Genomic DNA, 19,536 nt, shown 5'->3' with positions numbered 1-19,536 from the left:
ACATAGCATCTATGATGGAGGTAATCGTTTTGTTTAATAAAATTAATACGAAAATGATCGTTTCATTTACTATTTTAATTGTTTTGATTTTAACATCAGTATCAGCAGTTACGTTTTTAATTAGTAAAAACTCGATTGAAGAAAATGCGATGGTCCAAGCAAATTCGAGTGTCCAAGAAATGAAAATGGTAACGGAATTATATTTGGATCAGTACAGTAAAAGCATTGATAGGTACAGCAGCAGTGATCTCGTTATCGAGTTTTTGCGTGAATCAGGAGATTCATCGGAAGGTATGAAACGAGATTTTGAAAAATATTTAGAATCATATCCTAATATAACGTTATCTTATATTGGTTCTCCGCATTTAGATGAAGTATATACGGTTCCTGAGATCGACTTGCCGGATGATTTTGATCCGACATTACAACCATGGTATGAAAAAGCTGTCGACAATCCAGGGGAAGTAATTTTTACAGAACCATATGTGGACAACAGTAATGGTGATTACGTATTAACGATTGCGAAGTCTATAACCGACCCCGAGACGAATCGTATTCTAGGTGTTGTAGCAAATGACTTGTCCTTAGATTCTTTGGATAACATTATTAGTGAAACGATTGTAGGATATGATGGGTATTCCTTTTTATTTGATGAAAATGGGATTGCAATGGTACACCCAGATGAAAGAGGAAACGATCTATCAGAATTAGATTTCATACAGGAAATGTTTGGTCTGGATGATTCAGGTCATTTTCAATACACGCATAATAATGATGAGCGAATATTATCATTTGGAACGATTGAACATACAGGGTGGAAAGTCGGAACGGTTTATTTAGAGGAGAGACTACTTAGTGAATCGAACCAATTATTAGTTGTTATTGCGATCGTTTCTGTTATTGGGATTCTTTTAGCTGTCGGTATCACATACATTTTGTCACAAAGTATTACAAAACCAATAAGTGCTTTAAAAGAGCAAGTAAATAAAGTGGCGAAGGGAGATTTAACCGTTCAGGTAAAATCAAAGTCGAAAGATGAAATCGGTGTATTGTCGAATCATTTTAATGCGATGGTTGATAGTATGAAAAATCTTATTTCTTCGGTTGAAGAATCAGTATCTGAAGTATCGCAAGCGTCAGAAAGCTTAAGTGCGTTGTCCGAAGAAACGACGGCTTCTAGCGAGGAAGTAGGAAAAGCCATCTCTGAAATTGCTGATGGAGCAAATGAACAAGCGTCTCAAATTGAGTCAGCAAATCAAATGTCAATGACGTTATCAGCACAAATTGAGAATGTCAGTGAACAAAATGAGCAAATGAATGCTTTATCAGCTGGTGCAAAACAATCAAGTGACCAAGGAGTTTCACAAATTTCGACACTTAAAAAGAAAACGAACGAATCAACGAAAGTCATTCAATCAGTGAATCATGTACTTTCGAACCTCGTTATTAAAATTAAAGAAGTCGATGGTGTTATTGGTACAATCAATGAAATTTCTGAACAAACGAACTTATTAGCTTTAAATGCGTCAATCGAGGCGGCGAGAGCTGGTGAGCATGGGCGAGGCTTTGCTGTTGTTGCTGATGAAGTTCGAAAGCTTGCCGAACAATCATCCGAAGCAACCGAGCAAGTAAGGCAAACAATTTTAGGAATTCAAGAAGAAAATAAAAATGCAACAGAAGCAATGGACCAGACGAATATCATTTCAGAGGAACAATTAAAGGTTGTTCATGATACTGAGCAGGTTTTTAATTCTATAGATCGTGATATTAGACAGATCATTCAATCAATTGACTCAATAAATCAGGGAATCACGGGAATGAATCATTCTAAAGATGATGTTATTGCTACTTTCCAGAACATTTCAGCTGTTGCAGAGGAGTCAGCAGCCTCAACAGAGCAAATTACAGCTTCTACAGATGAACAAATTAAAGCAATCTCGACAATTTCTCATTCTGCAGAAGTGTTAAATGGATCCAGTGAAAAACTGAATGAAATGATTAAAGTTTTTAAAATACGTTAGATTTTTTAAATGAGGGGAGTCCTATGACGCAATAGGGCTTCTTTTTGCTAATAGAATTTATTCATTTAGGATGAAAGTATAACTGCAACTAAGGCTTTCGCCATTGGACTCGCCAAAAAGCGAGATTTGTATCTTTGTAATAGTAGTAATTCAACTATTACAAATTATAATTTTAAGGTGAACATATATTTTTGAGACTCTAGTACTAATAGATCAAAACGAGCTCTCTCTATTATCGTCCGTTCTATTAATCTTTTCATTTCATAGAATGAAACTAAAGCGTTTAATAGAGAAAGGTGTTTTTCATGAAAAGAAAGTCAATCATAATCCAGGCAAAAGATTCAATTATTATTACATTCATTAGTATTGTTACATTGTTCATCATTGTAAGTGTCTTAACTGAAACAAATGTTTCTTCAGCAAATGTAAAGCAATGGGTAGCAAATATTACTGAAGAACATTTATTGTATGTGATGAGTTTTGAAAACCGGTATTTTGAACAAGCGTTGCCTGAAACGTTTGAGAAACCATCCCCTGCGCGTTTGACATTTCAATTGGCGACAAGCTTGGATCCTGGTGATGTTCGGAGCTTGCTAGGCCGAGAAATTCCAGGTCTAGCTACATTTAATACGAGAATCGTTGTAGCAGGTGAAGGTACCGACTTTACAACTTTACCGTATGAATCTTCCCCTCCATTAGAAGTATTAATGGAAGAAAGAGAAGCTTCTTATGAAGAGTCAGCAGATGAAAGTGAAGAAGGTAGTACTGAATCAGAAAGCTCAGACCAAGAAAGGGATTATACGCATATTGGAGATGATAAGCCTTCCGTACTCGTATATCATACACATAGCTGGGAATCGTACTTGCCTCATTTAAATGTAGGAAACGATGATCCGAATCTAGCAACTCATAATGAAGTGAATATTACGATGGTTGGAGAAGAATTCGGAAAGGAATTGGAGAAAAGAGGGTTTAACGTTATCGTCGATACGACGAATATGACGAACAAACTTCATGAACGAGAGTGGGAGACTCATCAATCATATGAACTGTCTAGAGAAATAGTAGATAGTACGCTAGAGGAGGATCCAGACATTGACTTTTTCTTTGATTTACATCGTGATTCCGTTAGAAGGGATGTAACGACTGTAGAGACAGACGGTCAAACGTTAGCACGTACTTTCTTTGTGATCGGTGAATCGCATGCTGAATATGAAAAAAATGAGCAGGTGGCGAATGAATTTCATGATCATATAGAAGATCTTTCACCTGGGCTTAGTAGAGGTTTGTTTTCGAGAGACAGAACCCAAGGGAATGGTGTATACAATCAAGACCTATCTGAATATTCGTTTCTATTAGAGATTGGTGGAGTCGATAATACGCTAGATGAATCTTATAAATCCGTTGAAGTAGTAGCAGAAGCATTTGCTAATTATTATTTAGAGCTTAAAGAAGAAGGACGAATCGAGTAGAAGACGAAAATCCCCTAAGTACACGAAGTGTAGTACCTAGGAAGTTGAGGCACTTCCCGCAGCAAATAAGACACCCGAATGCATGTAGTGCAGCATGAGTAGGTTTCGCACTTGTGCCCTGGGGTGAAAGCGTCCGGTGATAGTGATTTCGAATTTAATTAAAATATAAAAAGAAAGTAAGGGTACCAGGTCGGGTTTTACTGTCTTTGGATGTTTTAGTTAAGGAAATACAAGAGTTCATTCTAATGTTCGTCCAAATCTGTTGGTCTAATTTATAAAAAGGCTCGTATATATGGTAGTACAAACTGTCAAGGAGGGAAAAAAATGCGTCGCCTTACAACAAAATCAACGTGGTTGCTGCTAGCTGCTGCGGTCACACTTACTGCGTGTGGTGCTGATCCAGTTGATGAAACGTTAGAAGAGATGGATCCACCGCAAATAGACTTTCTCGAAGAGGATGAAGAACTTGATCTTGAAGTAATGGAAGAAGATGAGGACGGAGTCATTGGAGAAGGTGTTACGACAGAAGATGTAGAAGAAATTGGAGAAGTAGGTGAAGCTGATGAGGCTGAGGAAAAGGGAGGAGTCGCAGAAGAAGCTGCAGAAGAAACGGCGATGACAGAGCTTTACTTAGTAGACCGTAATGGGTTGGTAGCTCCTCAAACATTTAATCTGCCAGATTCAGAAAATGATGTTCAACAAACAGTGTCTTACTTAATTCAAGGTGGACCGATTTCAGAAATGCTTCCAAATGGTTTCCAAGCGAGCTTGCCTCCTGGAACAGAAGTGATTGATGCAACGGTAGATCAAGGTGTTGCCACAATCAACTTTAATGAAGAATTTACTGATTACAGACCTGAAGATGAATTACAAGTTCTTCAATCATTAACTTGGACGGTTACTCAAATAGAAGGTGTTGACCGTGTGAAATTACAAGTAGACGGTGAAAATATTGATACGATGCCACAACGAGGCACTCCAGTAGCCCAAGGTTATACGAGATCTCATGGCATTAATTTAGAAGAAAGCGATCACGCAGATATTGCGTCAACGAAATCTCTTGTCGTTTATTTCCTTGCACAAGACAGTGAGCAAACTTATTATGTCCCAGTCACTAGACGAGTTGACCAAAATACAGATGAATACGAAGCAGTTATGGCTGAATTGCTAAAAGGGCCGAATATGATGTCAAATCTTCTAACTGATTTTAGACAAGAAGTTGAACTTGTTGAAGAGCCGACACTGCAGGGTGGGACGCTAACATTAAACTTTAATGAAGCGGTCCTTAGCCAAATGGAAGGCACTGCAATGTCAGAAACTGTTCTAAATATGATCGTCTTGTCTATGACTGAACAAGATGAAGTCGAAAATGTAGCTGTCCAAGTTGAATCAGAAAGCGCTGTTCTTGTAAGCACAGGTGAAACACTGACTGAACCAGTCGCGAGACCTGATATGGTGAATACAGGTGAATATTAAGTCGTTTAATCAGATTTGAAATTCATGATATAAACAATTATGATTAAGGAGGTAGCCGGTGGCTGCCTCTTTTTCTAACTATGAAGATAGTTTATCTCGTTGTTCTTGTCTCGATTTTAAACAAGAAAGCGCCATGCTTTGTCGAGACATTGAAGTATACCAACGGTTATTCATGAATTCCGTTGAAACATGATCCATACATAATGTACATAATGAAGGAGTAGTGATACGATGCGTCCAGACGAACGTGAAACAAATGAATTACGAAAGGTAGAAATCATACCTAATTATATTAAACATCCAGAAGGGTCTGTCCTTATTTCATTCGGTGATACGAAAGTGATATGTTCTGCCAGCATCGAAGACCGTGTCCCACCATTTTTACGAGGACAAGGGAAAGGGTGGATTACTGCTGAATATTCCATGCTTCCACGTGCTACTGAACAGCGAAACATTCGTGAATCTTCAAAAGGAAAGCTTTCTGGACGGACGATGGAAATTCAGCGTCTTATTGGTAGAGCTTTGCGTTCGGTCGTTGACTTAGATGTCATAGGAGAACGGACAATTTGGATTGATTGTGATGTTATTCAGGCTGACGGCGGGACGAGAACAGCATCAATTACAGGTGCGTTTATTGCAATGGCCTTAGCATTTGAAAAACTCATGAATGATAAAGCTGTACAAAAAAATCCAGTGAAAGATTATTTAGCAGCAATTTCAGTCGGTGTTGATGAAAAAAATGGAGCGATTTTAGATTTAAATTATATAGAGGATTCAGAAGCTGATGTTGACATGAATGTCGTGATGACCGGTAATGGTGAATTCGTTGAAATTCAAGGAACAGGTGAAGAAGCAACGTTTTCACGCACTCAATTAAATGAGATGTTAGAACTTGCAGAGAAAGGCATACATGAATTATTTCAAATGCAAAAAGACGCAATAGGTGAATTTGCACAAAACATTGGCGATCTTTCTCTATTAAATGAAAATGAGGAGGCTTAACCTTGAATATTGATCAAGTCTTCATTGCTACGAAAAACAAAGGGAAAATAAATGAATTTGCAGCATTTTTTGAGAAAAAAGGTGTGAAAGTTAAGTCTTTGTTAGACCTTGAGAAAGATGTTGATGTTATAGAAGATGGGACAATCTTTGAAGAAAATGCAATAAAAAAAGCTGAAACAATTGGAAAACAGATAAATCAAGTTGTCATTTCAGATGATTCAGGATTAGAAGTTGACGCCTTAGGTGGGAAACCAGGGATTTATTCTGCACGATTTGCGGGAATAGAGAAAAATGACGATGCAAACAATGAGAAACTGTTAAAGGAACTGGTAGGTATACCTGAAGAGGAGAGACAGGCCCGGTTTGTCTGTGTACTCGCAGTCTTTATCCCTGGAGAAAAGACAAAAACGGTTCGCGGTACTTGTGAGGGATTAATTGCAACAGAACGTTCAGGTGATCATGGATTTGGGTATGACCCAATTTTTTACTTACCTCAACATAATAAAACGATGGCTGAACTAGAAAAGCATGAAAAAAATACAATTAGTCATCGAGCAAATGCCTTAAACATTTTAGCGAAACATTGGGATGAATGGGTACATTCATAAGTCAATCTAAACATACAAAGAAGACACTGTAACAAGGGGCGAAGATCATGAAAGCATTAATAATGAGTGACAGTCATGGTTGGGACGAGCAAGTTCAACAAGTCGTTGATCGCCATCAACATGAAGTCGATGCGATGTTTCATTGTGGTGATTCCGAGCTGAACGGACATGCAGAGCCTTTAAAAAATGTCATCACTGTTAGAGGGAATTGTGATTTTGGCAATGACTTTAAAGAAGAAGAAATAAAAGAGATCGAAGGAGTCAAATTTTTTATTGCGCACGGTCATTTATTAAATGTAAAAATGACAGAAATGAATATATTATTGAGGGGTGAAGAATCAGGGGCAGATGTGATTTGTTACGGTCACACACATGTTCCAGTAGCTGTTCAAGAAAAAGGCAAGGTTATTATTAACCCTGGAAGCATGCGACTTCCGCGTCGTTTTCATGTCGGAACTTATGTAATTGTCACAGTAGATGAAAATGAAGTTGTTGTTGATTTTTATGATGTAGCTGGAACAAAAGTTGAGGAACTTAGTAAAAGTTTTTCAAGAAATAGTTGACAATAAAGGAAGGATTGTATATATTAATCTATGTCGCTGTTAACAAACAATCCTTCTTTTTTCAAATTAACCCTTGAAAAAAATTGTTTTTCTAGTATAATGTACTACATAACTTTGTTTTAAAACTAACGCGTTTAAAGCGTGTGTAGTTTAATGGTAAAACCTCAGCCACGAGCTAAGCTTCACGAGTAATCTGCGAGTTGTCTCGACGGATATAACTGCGAAGCGATACTGGCAGAGGAAGAGACATGAAAGTATAAGCAAGCATGAAAAGAGATCTAAATATTATGCGGGTGTAGTTTAATGGTAAAACCTCAGCCACGAGCGAAGCTTCACGAGTAATCTGCGAGTTGTCTCGACGGATATTACTGCGAAGCGTTACTGGCAGAGGAAGAGACATGAAAGTATAAGCAAGCATGAAAAGAGATCTAAATATTATGCGTGTGTAGTTTAATGGTAAAACCTCAGCCACGAGCGAGGCTTCACGAGTAATCGACGAGTTGTCTCGACGGATATTACTGCGAAGCGTTACTGGCAGAGGAAGAGACATGAAAGTATAAGCAAGCATGAAAAGAGATCTAAATATTATGCGGGTGTAGTTTAATGGTAAAACCTCAGCCTTCCAAGCTGATGACGAGGGTTCGATTCCCTTCACCCGCTCCATAATTACAAAGTTTCCGATTAATATGATATTAATAAAATTTTGTCCCAGTAGCTCAGCTACGAGCGATACATCAAAGAAGATGCTGCGAGTTGTTACGACGCATTGTCATCATTGAGATGACTGGGAGAGGAAGAAACAGGATAAACCTTGATAAGAATTATACTTTGTCCCAGTAGCTCAGCTACGAGCGATACATCAAAGAAGATGCTGCGAGTTGTTACGACGCATTGCCATCATTGAGATAGCTGGGAGAGGAAGAAACAGGATAAAACTTGATAAGAATTATACTTTGTCCCAGTAGCTCAGCTACGAGCGATACATCAAAGAAGATGCTGCGCGAGTTGTTACGACGCATTGCCATCATTGAGATGACTGGGAGAGGAAGAAACAGGATAAACCTTGATAAGAATTATACTTTGTCCCAGTAGCTCAGCTACGAGCGATACATCAAAGAAGATGCTGCGAGTTGTTACGACGCATTGCCATCATTGAGATGACTGGGAGAGGAAGAAACAGGATAAAACTTGATAAGAATTATACTTTGTCCCAGTAGCTCAGCTGGATAGAGCAACGGCCTTCTAAGCCGTCGGTCGGGAGTTCGAATCTCTCCTGGGACGCCATTACATTACATATTTAAGCCTCTGAGATCATTCTCAGAGTTTTTTTTTATGAAACTAAATATATGCTGATACAGCGTGAAGAGTGTTTTATGTGATATGATGACTACTCTGCGTTTTTACAGTTATTACTATGATAATTGTTGTGTTGACTCGCTTCAGGAACTAGCATATTCCCCCTTTTAACACTTAAATCTATTTTATTTGCATAATTATATTGTTCACTACTACGTTTTTTATCATTTTTACGACTGTTTTGTATACAATAAAAACAAGTTATCATATATACTTTAATTTAAAACAGGAATATCAGGAATTTTCTGAAAAGTAAACAATTTACTCTTATACTATTTGTTTTTCAAAATTTGTATTGATAAACTAAAAGGAAGAATATTCGTTTTCAAAGGTGGTCACACAATCATGGGGAAGCAAGAGAATGGACATGAGGATAATGTTATTTTATTTCCGGGGCTTGTTGCAAAGCTAGTGGAAAAAGGCATGTCATCCTTAAAGGAAAAAAAGTATTACGATGCACTTCGTTATTTTCAGGAATCGACTGAACTGGAAGCAAGTCATCCCCAGGCTCGTTATGGACTTGTCATTACGAATATCGAATTAAACCGTCTTGAGGAAGCCCGGAATCATTGTGAGTCTATGTTACATGAAGGGATTGGACAATATTATGATGTCCTTCAAGTGTATGTCTCTCTTCTTGTACAGTTAGGCGACTATAAAGAAGTTGTTCACCTCTTGGAAACGGTTATTGCTGAAGATAGACTACCACCGAATATGGCAGAATCTTTTTATCAGCTTCTTGATTTTTCGAGGCAAATGGCGTCTGATCAAGCAGGAATTGAGGAAGACTATGATGATAGTGTAGATAACATAACAAATACGGAAGAGTTAATTCAAAAACTTGAAGGAGGTGACCCGGATCAGCAGTGGGGAGCCATTCAACGACTAAGCCAAATTAATTCACCGAGAGTTCAAGATGCTTATCAAAGTTTTTTAAAAGGAAAAGAAAATAATCCAGTTCTAAAAAGTTATCTCATTCAAATTTTAAAGGAATTACATAGTACAGATACATTTGAAGTACATAAATTTGGCGAGACGTTTGAAGTCAATATTAATCAATTAGAAGACATTTTTCATGAAAAATTTGGAGCGAATGTACTAAATCGGTTGAATGAGACATTGGCACAAAAAAGTCCATCATTATATGAGATGGTTCAACAAGTATGGTGGCACTATTTGTTTGCATTATATCCGAAATCACCGGTCCCATTACATACGGAAACATGGGCAGCTGCATTACATATTTTAGGATCCGCTTTAGTTGAAGGGGAAGAAACAGCAGAAGAGATTATCGATCAATATGACGTCGATGAAAAAGAAGTCGAATCAGCGGTCGTTCATATGAAAGAAATTGAGTCGCTGTTATTAACTTTGAACGAAAATCATACATAATGAAAGACTTCGCTCTCAAGAACGCTGCTTCTTATGGCAAGCTGTCAAGCGACAAAGAGAAATTATTGAAAACCTATTTTCGTGTGTTATAATAAGATGGTTGCAAATAGTGAAGAAAGTGCATATTATTTATTTTTTGATTGTTGGAGGGAAAGTATTCATGACTGCAAAATGGGAAAAACAAGAAGGTAACTCCGGCGTACTTACTGTAGAAGTTGACAGTGGACGTGTGGATCAAGCGTTAGATGAAGCATTTAAAAAAGTAGTGAAGAAAGTAAATGTACCTGGCTTCCGTAAAGGGAAGGTACCTCGAGGACTTTTCGAACAACGTTTTGGCGTCGAGTCACTTTATCAAGATGCTTTAGATATTCTACTTCCGCAAGCCTACTCAGAAGCTGTAGAAGAAGCAGGAATTGAACCTGTTGATCGTCCAGAGATTGATATCGATCAAATCGAAAAAGGTCAATCACTTATCTTTAAAGCGACAGTAACAGTGAAACCAGAAGTTCAATTAGGCGAATACAAAGGTCTTGAAGTTGAAGAACAAGACGTTACTGTAGCAGATGAAGATGTTGAAGAGGAAGTTAAACAACTACAAGAGCGTCACGCTGACTTAGTAGCGATCGAAGATGGTGAAGTAGCAGAAGGCGATACAGTTGTGATGGACTTTGAAGGGTTCGTTGACGGAGAAGCCTTCGAAGGTGGAAAGGCAGAAAACTACTCTTTAGAAATCGGGTCTAGTCAGTTTATTCCGGGCTTTGAAGAGCAGCTAGTCGGGGCAAAAGCTGGTGAAGAAACAGAAGTAAATGTTGAATTTCCAGAAGACTATCATTCTGAAGAATTAGCTGGAAAGCCTGCATTATTTAAAGTGAAAGTTCATGATGTAAAACGTAAAGAACTTCCTGAACTAGATGACGAATTTGCGAAAGATGCAAATGAAGATGTCGAAACACTTGATGAACTTAAAAAAGATATCCGGGAAAAACTTGAAAAAGGTAAAGAGCAGGAAGCAGATGCAGCAAAGCGTGATTCACTTGTAGAACAAGCTGCAGAGAACTCTGAGATCGACATTCCACAAGCGATGATTGATACAGAAGTAGACCGCATGCTCCAAGAATTTGGTCAGCGTCTGCAAGCTCAAGGTATGTCACTTGACATGTATTACCAATTTGCTCAAACAGACGAAGAAGGTATGAAAGCTCAGTTCCAGGACGATGCTGGAAAGCGTGTTCGCATGAACTTAACACTTGAAGCAATTGCTGAAGCTGAAAACTTAGAAGTATCTGATGAGGACGTCGATAAAGAGATCGATCAAATGGCTGAAACGTACCAACGCTCTGCTGATGAGATTAAACAAATTCTTGCTATGCAAGGTGGCGTTGATACATTAAAAGGTGACTTAAAAGTTCGCAAAGCGATTGATTTCTTAGTCGAGAATAGTAAAACTGCAAAATAATAATACGACCGTTTGGCAAGGCGCGACTAGATCGTGCCTTGCTTTATACATACTATAAATACTATTTCATTTAAAAACGAATCATTACATGAGATTCAGTATAATCTTCCATCATAATTTGAGCTTTTTTTACAAAGACTTTCGAAAGATGGAGAAATTTCTTTGGACATAAAACAAGGTAATCTGTTTTTTAATGTGGTATTGTATTAAAAAGCTCATTTCAAGAAGAAATGTTTTTATTGGTAGATTATAGAAGGAGACCTTTCTTCATAAATTGAGATAGTCAATCAATACATAATTAAGCGATCCGCTATAGGCGGAAAATAATGGACGTCCGGATAACCTCAAATTGTTTGACAGATTAGAAACGGTGATTTATTCTGATGAAACAATTAAATGTTTTTTCGCACACAATATCGAAGAAGGCTTGACTTTCGATTCACTGCATCATATGTGTTACAATTTTATAAGTGGTTGTTTGGCAAAATATCCCCAACCTTCCATTCGTTTATTTTGGACAGTCGTCCGTTTAAAATTTGGAACGGAAACGTACAATGTAAACATACGTATAAAGTGAATCACTTAAGAGTTGTCCAACTCGATAAAATAGGGGCTAAAAACCGGTAAACAACATATTTTTGAGTGATGAGCCGAATGTATATCGTCGTCAAATGTTGCGCTGTTCAAGCAACGTATCAATTGTTGTTGGCGAGGAAGGGCAATCCTCATTTTATAAGCGAAAAAGACAGAGCTTCGTTTAACATTACTGTTAGGGGTGAATTGAATGTTTAAATTTAATGAAGAAAAAGGACAGTTAAAATGTTCTTTTTGTGGGAAAACACAAGACCAAGTACGTAAACTAGTCGCTGGTCCTGGCGTATATATATGTGATGAGTGTATTGAATTGTGCACTGAGATCGTTGAAGAAGAATTGGGCAGTGAAGAAGAGGTGGAAATGGAAGACATTCCAAAACCACAAGAGATCCGTGATATATTGAACGATTATGTCATTGGTCAAGATCAAGCGAAAAAGACCTTATCTGTAGCTGTTTATAATCATTACAAACGTGTGAATTCTTCAAGTAAAAATGATGAAGTTGAGCTTGCTAAAAGTAATATTTGTTTAATCGGGCCGACAGGGAGCGGGAAAACGCTACTTGCTCAAACGTTAGCACGTATATTGAATGTGCCGTTTGCAATTGCTGATGCAACTTCTTTGACTGAAGCAGGTTATGTCGGTGAAGACGTTGAAAACATTTTACTTAAACTAATCCAAGCTGCGGATTATGACGTTGAAAAAGCAGAGCGTGGAATTATCTATATTGACGAAATTGATAAGGTTGCACGTAAATCTGAAAACCCATCTATTACTCGAGACGTATCTGGTGAAGGGGTACAGCAAGCGTTGCTAAAAATTCTTGAAGGAACTACCGCTAGCGTACCTCCACAAGGCGGACGTAAACATCCTCATCAAGAGTTCATTCAAATTGATACGACAAACGTTCTCTTTGTTTGCGGTGGTGCTTTCGATGGAATCGAACAAATTATTAAGCGTCGCTTAGGTAAGAAAGTGATCGGCTTTGGATCAGAGACAACTGAAGAAGATTTAAAAGACGGTGAATTTTTAGCAAAAATCTTACCAGAGGATTTACTTCGCTATGGTTTAATCCCTGAATTTATCGGGCGTTTACCGGTAATCTCAAGCTTACAGCCTTTAGATGAAGATGCGCTTGTAGAGATTTTAACGAAACCTAAAAATGCCCTTGTAAAGCAATATAAAAAATTGCTTGAACTTGACGATGTGGAACTTGAATTTACAGACGAAGCATTACGAGAAGTTGCTAAACAAGCAATTGAACGGAAAACAGGTGCTCGTGGTCTTCGATCCATCATTGAAGGTATTATGCTTGATGTCATGTATGAACTGCCATCACGTGAAGATATCGCTAAATGTGTTATTACAGATGAATCGGTCCGTGATAATAAACGTCCGACACTTGAATCGTCCGATGGTGAAATTATTGAAGAGCCAAAAGAAAGTGCTTAACTATTTGTGGAATGAATGAATTCAAAACCCCGATTATGTCGGGGTTTTTTATTATAGTCTTTTTAAACCACAGGCTCTGCCAGTGTGAAAATAAACCTTTAAGGATTGTATTCGTGAGATTTCTTTAAAAGTAACGAATAGTTGGAAGGTATACTGCTTGCTTTCCACGGACGAACGGTTGAGCTACTTCGACCAAGCTCGAAGGGATCTCAACTCGTCCGTTTTACGTAGGAAAGAGCATTGCTTCTTCGAAATACAGCGATTTGTCTCGACGGATAAACGACAGAGCTATACTAGTAGAGGAAGAGACAGTCGCGCAGTACCTTCCACCTTTGGATGAAAACTTTATTTGCGTCATGTCATTTATTATCTTAAATGATGGATACGAAATGAACATAAATATCTTTGATAACAAAAGCCCATTCCCATTTAAGTGAGATAAAAATGAGCTGAGATACAACTTCCCACAACGTTTTTTCTGGTATTAGTATGTCATTTAACTATTATCATGTACTCGAAAGAGCGCCTAGGCGGTGACTCAGGCGGGAAAAGCAATCGACGAAAATCCCCTAGGTGCATACAGTGTGGCACCTAGGAAGTTGAGGCATTGCCCGCTGCAAAGAAGACACTACGAATGCAAACGAAGTGCAGCACGAGTAGATGTCGCACTTGTGCTTTGGAGTGAAAGCGTCCGCCTTATAGCGATTTCGAATTCTATTTGATTAGAAAAGGGATGTCCTCAAAATTCTTTTGGCACGGACCAAATTAAATAAGGTCCCTTAAGGGACTCTGGTGGTAAAGTGCCCTTATAGGGCGAAATGAAAACCGCCCGTTTTACGGGCGGATACTTATTTGAAATAGAAAGTGAAAAATTCCCTTGCGTGGTAAGAGGTGGATGAATTCCCTATTTATTATGACCAATTATTGCCTCCTTTTTAAATCAAGATTATCCATGGGTGATCAGGAAATACTAAACACCACTAGCAAACATTTAGTGAGGAGGATTTAATATGGGTATTACTGGATTGGCTTTTTTTATCCAGCTATTTTTCGGTGTGATAATTGGTCTATACTTTTGGAACCTTTTAAAAAACCAGCGGACCCAGCGTGTGTCTGTTGATAAAGAATCACGTAAGGAGATGGAACAGCTTAGGAGGATGAGAGCAGTACGGTTAAGTGAACCACTTTCTGAAAAAATACGCCCAAAAACGTTCGATGATATAATCGGTCAGCGAGACGGTATACGTTCGTTGAAGGCAGCATTATGCGGTCCTAACCCGCAGCATGTCTTAATATATGGTCCGCCAGGTGTAGGGAAAACAGCTGCTGCACGGCTCGTTTTAGAAGAAGCAAAAAATAATGAGCACTCGCCATTTAAACGAAGCTCTGTTTTTGTAGAATTAGATGGGGCTACAGCAAGATTCGATGAAAGAGGGATTGCAGATCCGCTAATCGGTTCAGTACACGATCCGATATATCAAGGTGCTGGTGCGATGGGACAAGCTGGAATTCCACAGCCTAAACAAGGAGCTGTTACGAAGGCTCATGGTGGAATGCTTTTTATAGATGAAATTGGTGAACTTCACTCGATCCAAATGAATAAATTATTAAAAGTATTAGAAGATCGTCGTGTTTTTCTTGAAAGTGCATATTATAGTGAAGAGAATAATCAAATACCTGATCACATTCACGATATTTTTAAGAATGGTCTTCCAGCAGACTTTCGGTTAATAGGTGCTACGACACGGACACCAGAAGAAATCCCTCCAGCAATCAGGTCTCGTTGTATGGAAGTGTATTTTCGTCAGTTAACACCGCCGGAAATTTCGATTGTGGCAGAAAAAGCTGTAAAGAAGATTGGTGCAACGATTGAAAATGGTGTGTTAGAGCTTGTATCAAGATATGCTACGAACGGGAGAGAAGCTGTCAACATCATTCAAATTGCTGCAGGAATGGCGACAAGCGAAGATCGAAACAATATTACAGTTAAAGATGTAGAGTGGGTCATTCATTCGAGTCAGCGTCCGCCTAGACCAGAAAAAAGAATTCATCCGGAAAATAAAGTCGGTTTCGTAAACGGATTAGGTGTGTTCGGACCGAATATGGGTGCTGTGTTGGATATCGAAGTTACCGTTATGGAAAATCCAGGAAAAGGGACTATCAACATTACAGGAATTGCCGAAGAAGAAAGCACAGGAACTCATAATCGGCAAGTTAAACGTAAAAGCATGGCAAAAGGCTCAGTTGAAAATGTCTTAACTGTTTTGCGTAATATGGGAATCGAAACGTTTAATTACGATATACATGTAAACTTTCCTGGTGGTGTTCCAGTTGATGGACCTTCTGCGGGGATTTCGATGGCAACAGCAATCTATTCAGCCATTTACAACCTCCCTGTTTTTCACGAAGTGGCGATGACAGGGGAACTGGGGATTCACGGTCATGTTAAACCAGTCGGCGGTGTAGTCGCTAAAGTAGAAGCGGCAAAGTTAGCTGGGGCAACAAAAGTAATCATACCAAAAGGGAATTTCCAGTCAATTTTAAAAGATTTCGAAGGAATGGAAATTTACCCTGTAGAAACGTTAGAGGAAGTGTTTAAGCTGGCATTATTGAAGAAAGTAGATGTGGAAGATCTCGAGGAAAATCAAATGCTTCCTCCAGCTGCATCATTTGCATTGAACCAGTCAGGAGGATTAACATAATACCGGCATTGGAGGAGCCTTCGACCGGGCTCCTTCCTTCCTTTTCTATGTTTTTAAAGCACTGAAGGATATCATGAATAATACACAGTAAGCAAAAAAATCTTCCTTAATTGGAAACATTCCACAACGTTAGACAAAGTAGGTACAATAGGATAAAATTGAACAATAAAAGAGGTTGTTCACTTTTTCAAAAATTGAATCATCATAGTTTGAACAAAATCTTCATGACGTGATCTTGATTGAGGGAGCGTCCATTTTCATTTTTTCGGCGTTTTCAATAAAATCGTGGATGAATGAAGCATGATTTCATTTCTTTTCCAAACAATAAGTATACGGGGATGTTTATAAAGCTTCGGAGGATATAGTGACATCCTTTTTTTCCGACTCTTTTTGTCCTTTTTAACCATATACTTAAGTAAAACAGCCTTAATAAATGAGTCTATATAAACTAAAAGTGTAGGATTGTAACAGTGAATGTGGAGGTGTACTACATATGAGTGAAAATACTCAAAGAAAACTCCCGATGTTGCCATTACGAGGTTTGCTCGTTTATCCGACAATGGTACTTCATTTGGATGTAGGACGGGATAAATCCGTTCAAGCATTAGAACATGCAATGGTAGATGAACATGAGATTTTCTTGGCAACGCAGAAGGAAATTTCAATCGATGAACCTGATCAAAGTGATGTGTATAAGGTCGGTACGTTAGCTAAAGTCAATCAAATGTTGAAGCTACCGAACGGAACGATTCGTGTTCTTGTGGAAGGAATACAGCGTGGAAAAATAAACGAATTTATTGATCAAGATAAATTTTTCGAAGTGAATGTGGAATTGCTTGATGAGCGTCAGGAAGCAACAGTGGAAGAGCAAGCTCTTATGCGAAATGTGCTTGATCAGTTCGAACAGTATATTCAAATGTCAAAAAAGATTTCTCAAGAGACGTTAGCATCTGTCACTGATATTATCGAACCAGGTAGACTGGCAGATATTATCGCTTCTCATTTGCCATTGAAGGTTGCGCAAAAGCAAGATGTGTTAGAAACTTTTGACTTGCAAGAACGACTGCAAAAGATCTTGCGTGTATTAAGCAACGAGAAAGAAGTCCTTGGGCTAGAGAAGAAAATAGGACAGCGTGTGAAAAAATCAATGGAAAAAACGCAGAAAGAGTATTATTTGCGTGAACAAATGAAAGCTATTCAAAAAGAATTAGGGGAAAAAGAAGGAAAAGAGGGTGAAATTGCAGAACTGCGTGAAAAAATTGAAGCAGCAGATATGCCCGATGCAATAGAAGAAAAAGCTTATAAAGAATTAAAGCGTTATGATAAAATTCCTTCGAGTTCTGCTGAAAGCTCCGTCATTCGGAATTATATAGAATGGCTCGTCCAAATTCCTTGGAAAAATGAAACAGAAGACCTCCTGGATATTCACCGCTCTCAACAAATTTTGGATGAAGATCATTACGGTTTAGAAAAAGTAAAAGAGCGTGTTTTAGAATATTTAGCCGTTCAGCAACTGACGAATGAACTAAAAGGTCCGATTCTCTGCTTAGCGGGTCCCCCAGGGGTTGGGAAAACATCCTTAGCACGTTCCATTTCACGTTCGTTAGGGAGAAATTTTGTTCGAATGTCTCTAGGTGGCGTCAGGGACGAAGCTGAAATCCGTGGTCACCGCCGCACTTACGTGGGTGCAATGCCTGGACGTATTATTCAAGGGATGAAAAAAGCAGGATCTGTAAACCCGGTATTTTTATTAGATGAAATCGATAAAATGGCTAGTGATTTTAGAGGGGATCCTTCAGCTGCCATGCTTGAAGTACTTGACCCTGAGCAAAACAACAGCTTTAGTGATCATTTTATTGAGGAGCCGTACGATTTATCGAAAACAATGTTTGTGACGACAGCGAATAACATTGCTGCAATTCCTGCGCCATTAATGGACAGAATGGAAGTCATTCATATTGCCGGTTACACGGAAGTTGAGAAGCTTGAAATTGCAAAAGAGTATTTACTTCCAAAACAAGTGAAAGATCATGGCTTAACAAAAGGGAAGTTACAAGTAAAAGAAGAAGCGATCCGCAAAGTAATCCGTTTTTATACTCGAGAAGCTGGTGTACGTAATCTTGAACGTCAAATGGCAACGATTTGTCGAAAAGCAGCAAAGCTGATTGTTTCGGGTGAGAAAAAGCGGGTCATTGTTACTGAAAACACGATTGAAACGCTACTAGGTAAACCGAAATTTCGCTACGGAAAAGCAGAAGCAGAAGACCAAATCGGAGCGGCTACAGGGTTGGCTTACACAACTGGAGGAGGAGACACATTAACAATTGAAGTGTCACTTTCGCCAGGTAAAGGGAAGCTCACATTAACCGGAAAGCTCGGTGATGTGATGAAAGAATCTGCACAAGCTGCGTTCAGTTACATTCGTTCAAAGTCGGAAGAATTGTCAATTGATCCAGAATTTAATGAAAAAAATGATATTCATATACATGTTCCAGAAGGTGCTGTTCCGAAAGATGGCCCTTCAGCAGGGATTACGATGGCTACAGCATTAATTTCTGCCTTAACAGGACGGTCTGTACGAAAAGAAGTCGGTATGACAGGTGAAATTACGTTACGCGGACGAGTGCTGCCAATTGGTGGTTTAAAAGAAAAAGCGATGAGTGCGCACCGTGCTGGATTAACACATATTATTATGCCGAAAGAGAATGAAAAAGATTTAGAGGACATTCCGGAAAGTGTTCGAAAAGACTTAACCTTCATTCCTGTTTCGCATTTAGATGAAGTATTAAAGAGAGCGTTAGTGGGGAAAAAGAAATGAAAGTAACGAAAGCAGAGTTAGTCATTAGTGCAGCGAAAGCTTATCAGTTTCCGGAAGGGCCATTTCCTGAAGTGGCCCTTTCCGGTCGTTCCAATGTTGGAAAATCATCATTTATTAATACCGTTCTTAATCGAAAAGGATTGGCAAGAACGTCTCAACGTCCTGGAAAGACACAGACGTTAAATTTCTACAATATTAATGACCGGCTCCATTTTGTGGATGTACCGGGTTATGGTTATGCTAAAGTGTCCAAAAAAGAACGTGAAGCATGGGGCCGTCTGATGGAGCAGTACTTTCAAGAACGAGAACAGCTGAAAGGAGTCGTTCAACTCATTGATGTTCGGCATAAACCATCAGAAGACGATGTGTTAATGTACGACTGGTTAAAGCACCACGAAGTTCCCGTTATTGTTGTAGCCACGAAAGCTGATAAAATTTCAAAAGGAAAATGGGATAAGCATAAAAAAGTTATAAGAGATGAACTTAACTTAGATCCAAATGATACGATCATTCTTTTTTCTTCAGAAACAGGCCATGGAAAAGAGAAAGCGTGGAAAGAGATGGAAAAATTATTATTCTCATAATAGAAAAGCAGACCAGAATATTCCAGGTGCCTGGCACCT

The 19,536-nt window shown here is 38.6% G+C and carries 12 protein-coding genes and 2 tRNA genes; all 14 read left to right on the top strand.

The window, feature by feature from the left end:
- The first annotated feature begins 29 nt into the window (after positions 1–29).
- Positions 30–2,021 carry a methyl-accepting chemotaxis protein gene (locus tag CD001_RS21095; RefSeq protein WP_179298847.1) on the top strand — a complete coding sequence of 664 codons (1,992 nt, stop codon included), beginning with the start codon at positions 30–32 and terminating at the stop codon, positions 2,019–2,021.
- Between the two features lie 305 nt (positions 2,022–2,326).
- Positions 2,327–3,493 (top strand): stage II sporulation protein P, encoded by a 1,167-nt coding sequence (spoIIP, locus tag CD001_RS21090; RefSeq protein WP_096189600.1) that lies wholly within the window; start codon positions 2,327–2,329, stop codon positions 3,491–3,493.
- A 324-nt stretch (positions 3,494–3,817) separates the two neighbouring features.
- Positions 3,818–4,969, top strand: coding sequence for a GerMN domain-containing protein (locus tag CD001_RS21085; protein WP_096189599.1), 1,152 nt, complete (start codon positions 3,818–3,820; stop codon positions 4,967–4,969).
- Between the two features lie 231 nt (positions 4,970–5,200).
- On the top strand, positions 5,201–5,971 hold the full coding sequence (rph, locus tag CD001_RS21080) for a ribonuclease PH (protein WP_096189598.1): 771 nt from the start codon (positions 5,201–5,203) through the stop codon (positions 5,969–5,971).
- Between the two features lie 8 nt (positions 5,972–5,979).
- Positions 5,980–6,579, top strand: a complete 600-nt coding sequence (locus CD001_RS21075; protein WP_096190708.1) for an XTP/dITP diphosphatase — start codon at positions 5,980–5,982, stop codon at positions 6,577–6,579.
- Positions 6,580–6,626: 47 nt separating this feature from the next.
- Entirely contained in the window at positions 6,627–7,142 is a 516-nt protein-coding gene (locus CD001_RS21070) for a metallophosphoesterase family protein (RefSeq protein WP_096189597.1), read from the top strand.
- Positions 7,143–7,731: 589 nt separating this feature from the next.
- Positions 7,732–7,805, top strand: a tRNA-Gly gene (locus CD001_RS21065).
- 544 nt (positions 7,806–8,349) lie between these two features.
- A tRNA-Arg gene (locus CD001_RS21060) sits at positions 8,350–8,426 on the top strand.
- Between the two features lie 417 nt (positions 8,427–8,843).
- On the top strand, positions 8,844–9,890 hold the full coding sequence (locus CD001_RS21055) for a DUF3196 family protein (RefSeq protein ID WP_096189596.1): 1,047 nt from the start codon (positions 8,844–8,846) through the stop codon (positions 9,888–9,890).
- Positions 9,891–10,050: 160 nt separating this feature from the next.
- The gene (gene tig, locus CD001_RS21050; protein ID WP_096189595.1) at positions 10,051–11,346 is read left to right on the top strand and encodes a trigger factor; all 1,296 of its coding nucleotides are present in this window, start codon (positions 10,051–10,053) and stop codon (positions 11,344–11,346) included.
- A 784-nt stretch (positions 11,347–12,130) separates the two neighbouring features.
- Positions 12,131–13,393, top strand: coding sequence for an ATP-dependent protease ATP-binding subunit ClpX (gene clpX, locus CD001_RS21045; protein WP_096189594.1), 1,263 nt, complete (start codon positions 12,131–12,133; stop codon positions 13,391–13,393).
- A 1,010-nt stretch (positions 13,394–14,403) separates the two neighbouring features.
- Positions 14,404–16,095 (top strand): ATP-dependent protease LonB, encoded by a 1,692-nt coding sequence (lonB, locus tag CD001_RS21040; RefSeq protein ID WP_096189593.1) that lies wholly within the window; start codon positions 14,404–14,406, stop codon positions 16,093–16,095.
- Between the two features lie 493 nt (positions 16,096–16,588).
- Positions 16,589–18,913, top strand: a complete 2,325-nt coding sequence (lon, locus tag CD001_RS21035) for an endopeptidase La (protein ID WP_096189592.1) — start codon at positions 16,589–16,591, stop codon at positions 18,911–18,913.
- On the top strand, positions 18,910–19,497 hold the full coding sequence (yihA, locus tag CD001_RS21030; RefSeq protein WP_096189591.1) for a ribosome biogenesis GTP-binding protein YihA/YsxC: 588 nt from the start codon (positions 18,910–18,912) through the stop codon (positions 19,495–19,497). The genes lon and yihA overlap by 4 nt, the downstream gene beginning before the upstream one ends.
- Positions 19,498–19,536 lie beyond the last annotated feature (39 nt).

The organism is Evansella halocellulosilytica, assembly GCF_002335745.1.
In the GTDB taxonomy this organism is placed as follows: domain Bacteria; phylum Bacillota; class Bacilli; order Bacillales; family Salisediminibacteriaceae; genus Bacillus_CA; species Bacillus_CA halocellulosilytica.
Note: the sequence above shows the minus strand (reverse complement) of the source record. Positions and strands in the feature narration are given on the sequence as shown.

Excerpts from the sequence above, each read along its gene's own strand:
- yihA (WP_096189591.1), top strand. The coding sequence starts at position 18,910 with ATGAAAGTAACGAAAGCAGAGTTAGTCATTAGTGCAGCGAAAGCTTAT.
- tig (WP_096189595.1), top strand. The coding sequence starts at position 10,051 with ATGACTGCAAAATGGGAAAAACAAGAAGGTAACTCCGGCGTACTTACT.
- clpX (WP_096189594.1), top strand. The coding sequence starts at position 12,131 with ATGTTTAAATTTAATGAAGAAAAAGGACAGTTAAAATGTTCTTTTTGT.
- lon (WP_096189592.1), top strand. The coding sequence starts at position 16,589 with ATGAGTGAAAATACTCAAAGAAAACTCCCGATGTTGCCATTACGAGGT.
- CD001_RS21055 (WP_096189596.1), top strand. The coding sequence starts at position 8,844 with ATGGGGAAGCAAGAGAATGGACATGAGGATAATGTTATTTTATTTCCG.
- spoIIP (WP_096189600.1), top strand. The coding sequence starts at position 2,327 with ATGAAAAGAAAGTCAATCATAATCCAGGCAAAAGATTCAATTATTATT.
- CD001_RS21070 (WP_096189597.1), top strand. The coding sequence starts at position 6,627 with ATGAAAGCATTAATAATGAGTGACAGTCATGGTTGGGACGAGCAAGTT.
- lonB (WP_096189593.1), top strand. The coding sequence starts at position 14,404 with ATGGGTATTACTGGATTGGCTTTTTTTATCCAGCTATTTTTCGGTGTG.
- rph (WP_096189598.1), top strand. The coding sequence starts at position 5,201 with ATGCGTCCAGACGAACGTGAAACAAATGAATTACGAAAGGTAGAAATC.
- CD001_RS21085 (WP_096189599.1), top strand. The coding sequence starts at position 3,818 with ATGCGTCGCCTTACAACAAAATCAACGTGGTTGCTGCTAGCTGCTGCG.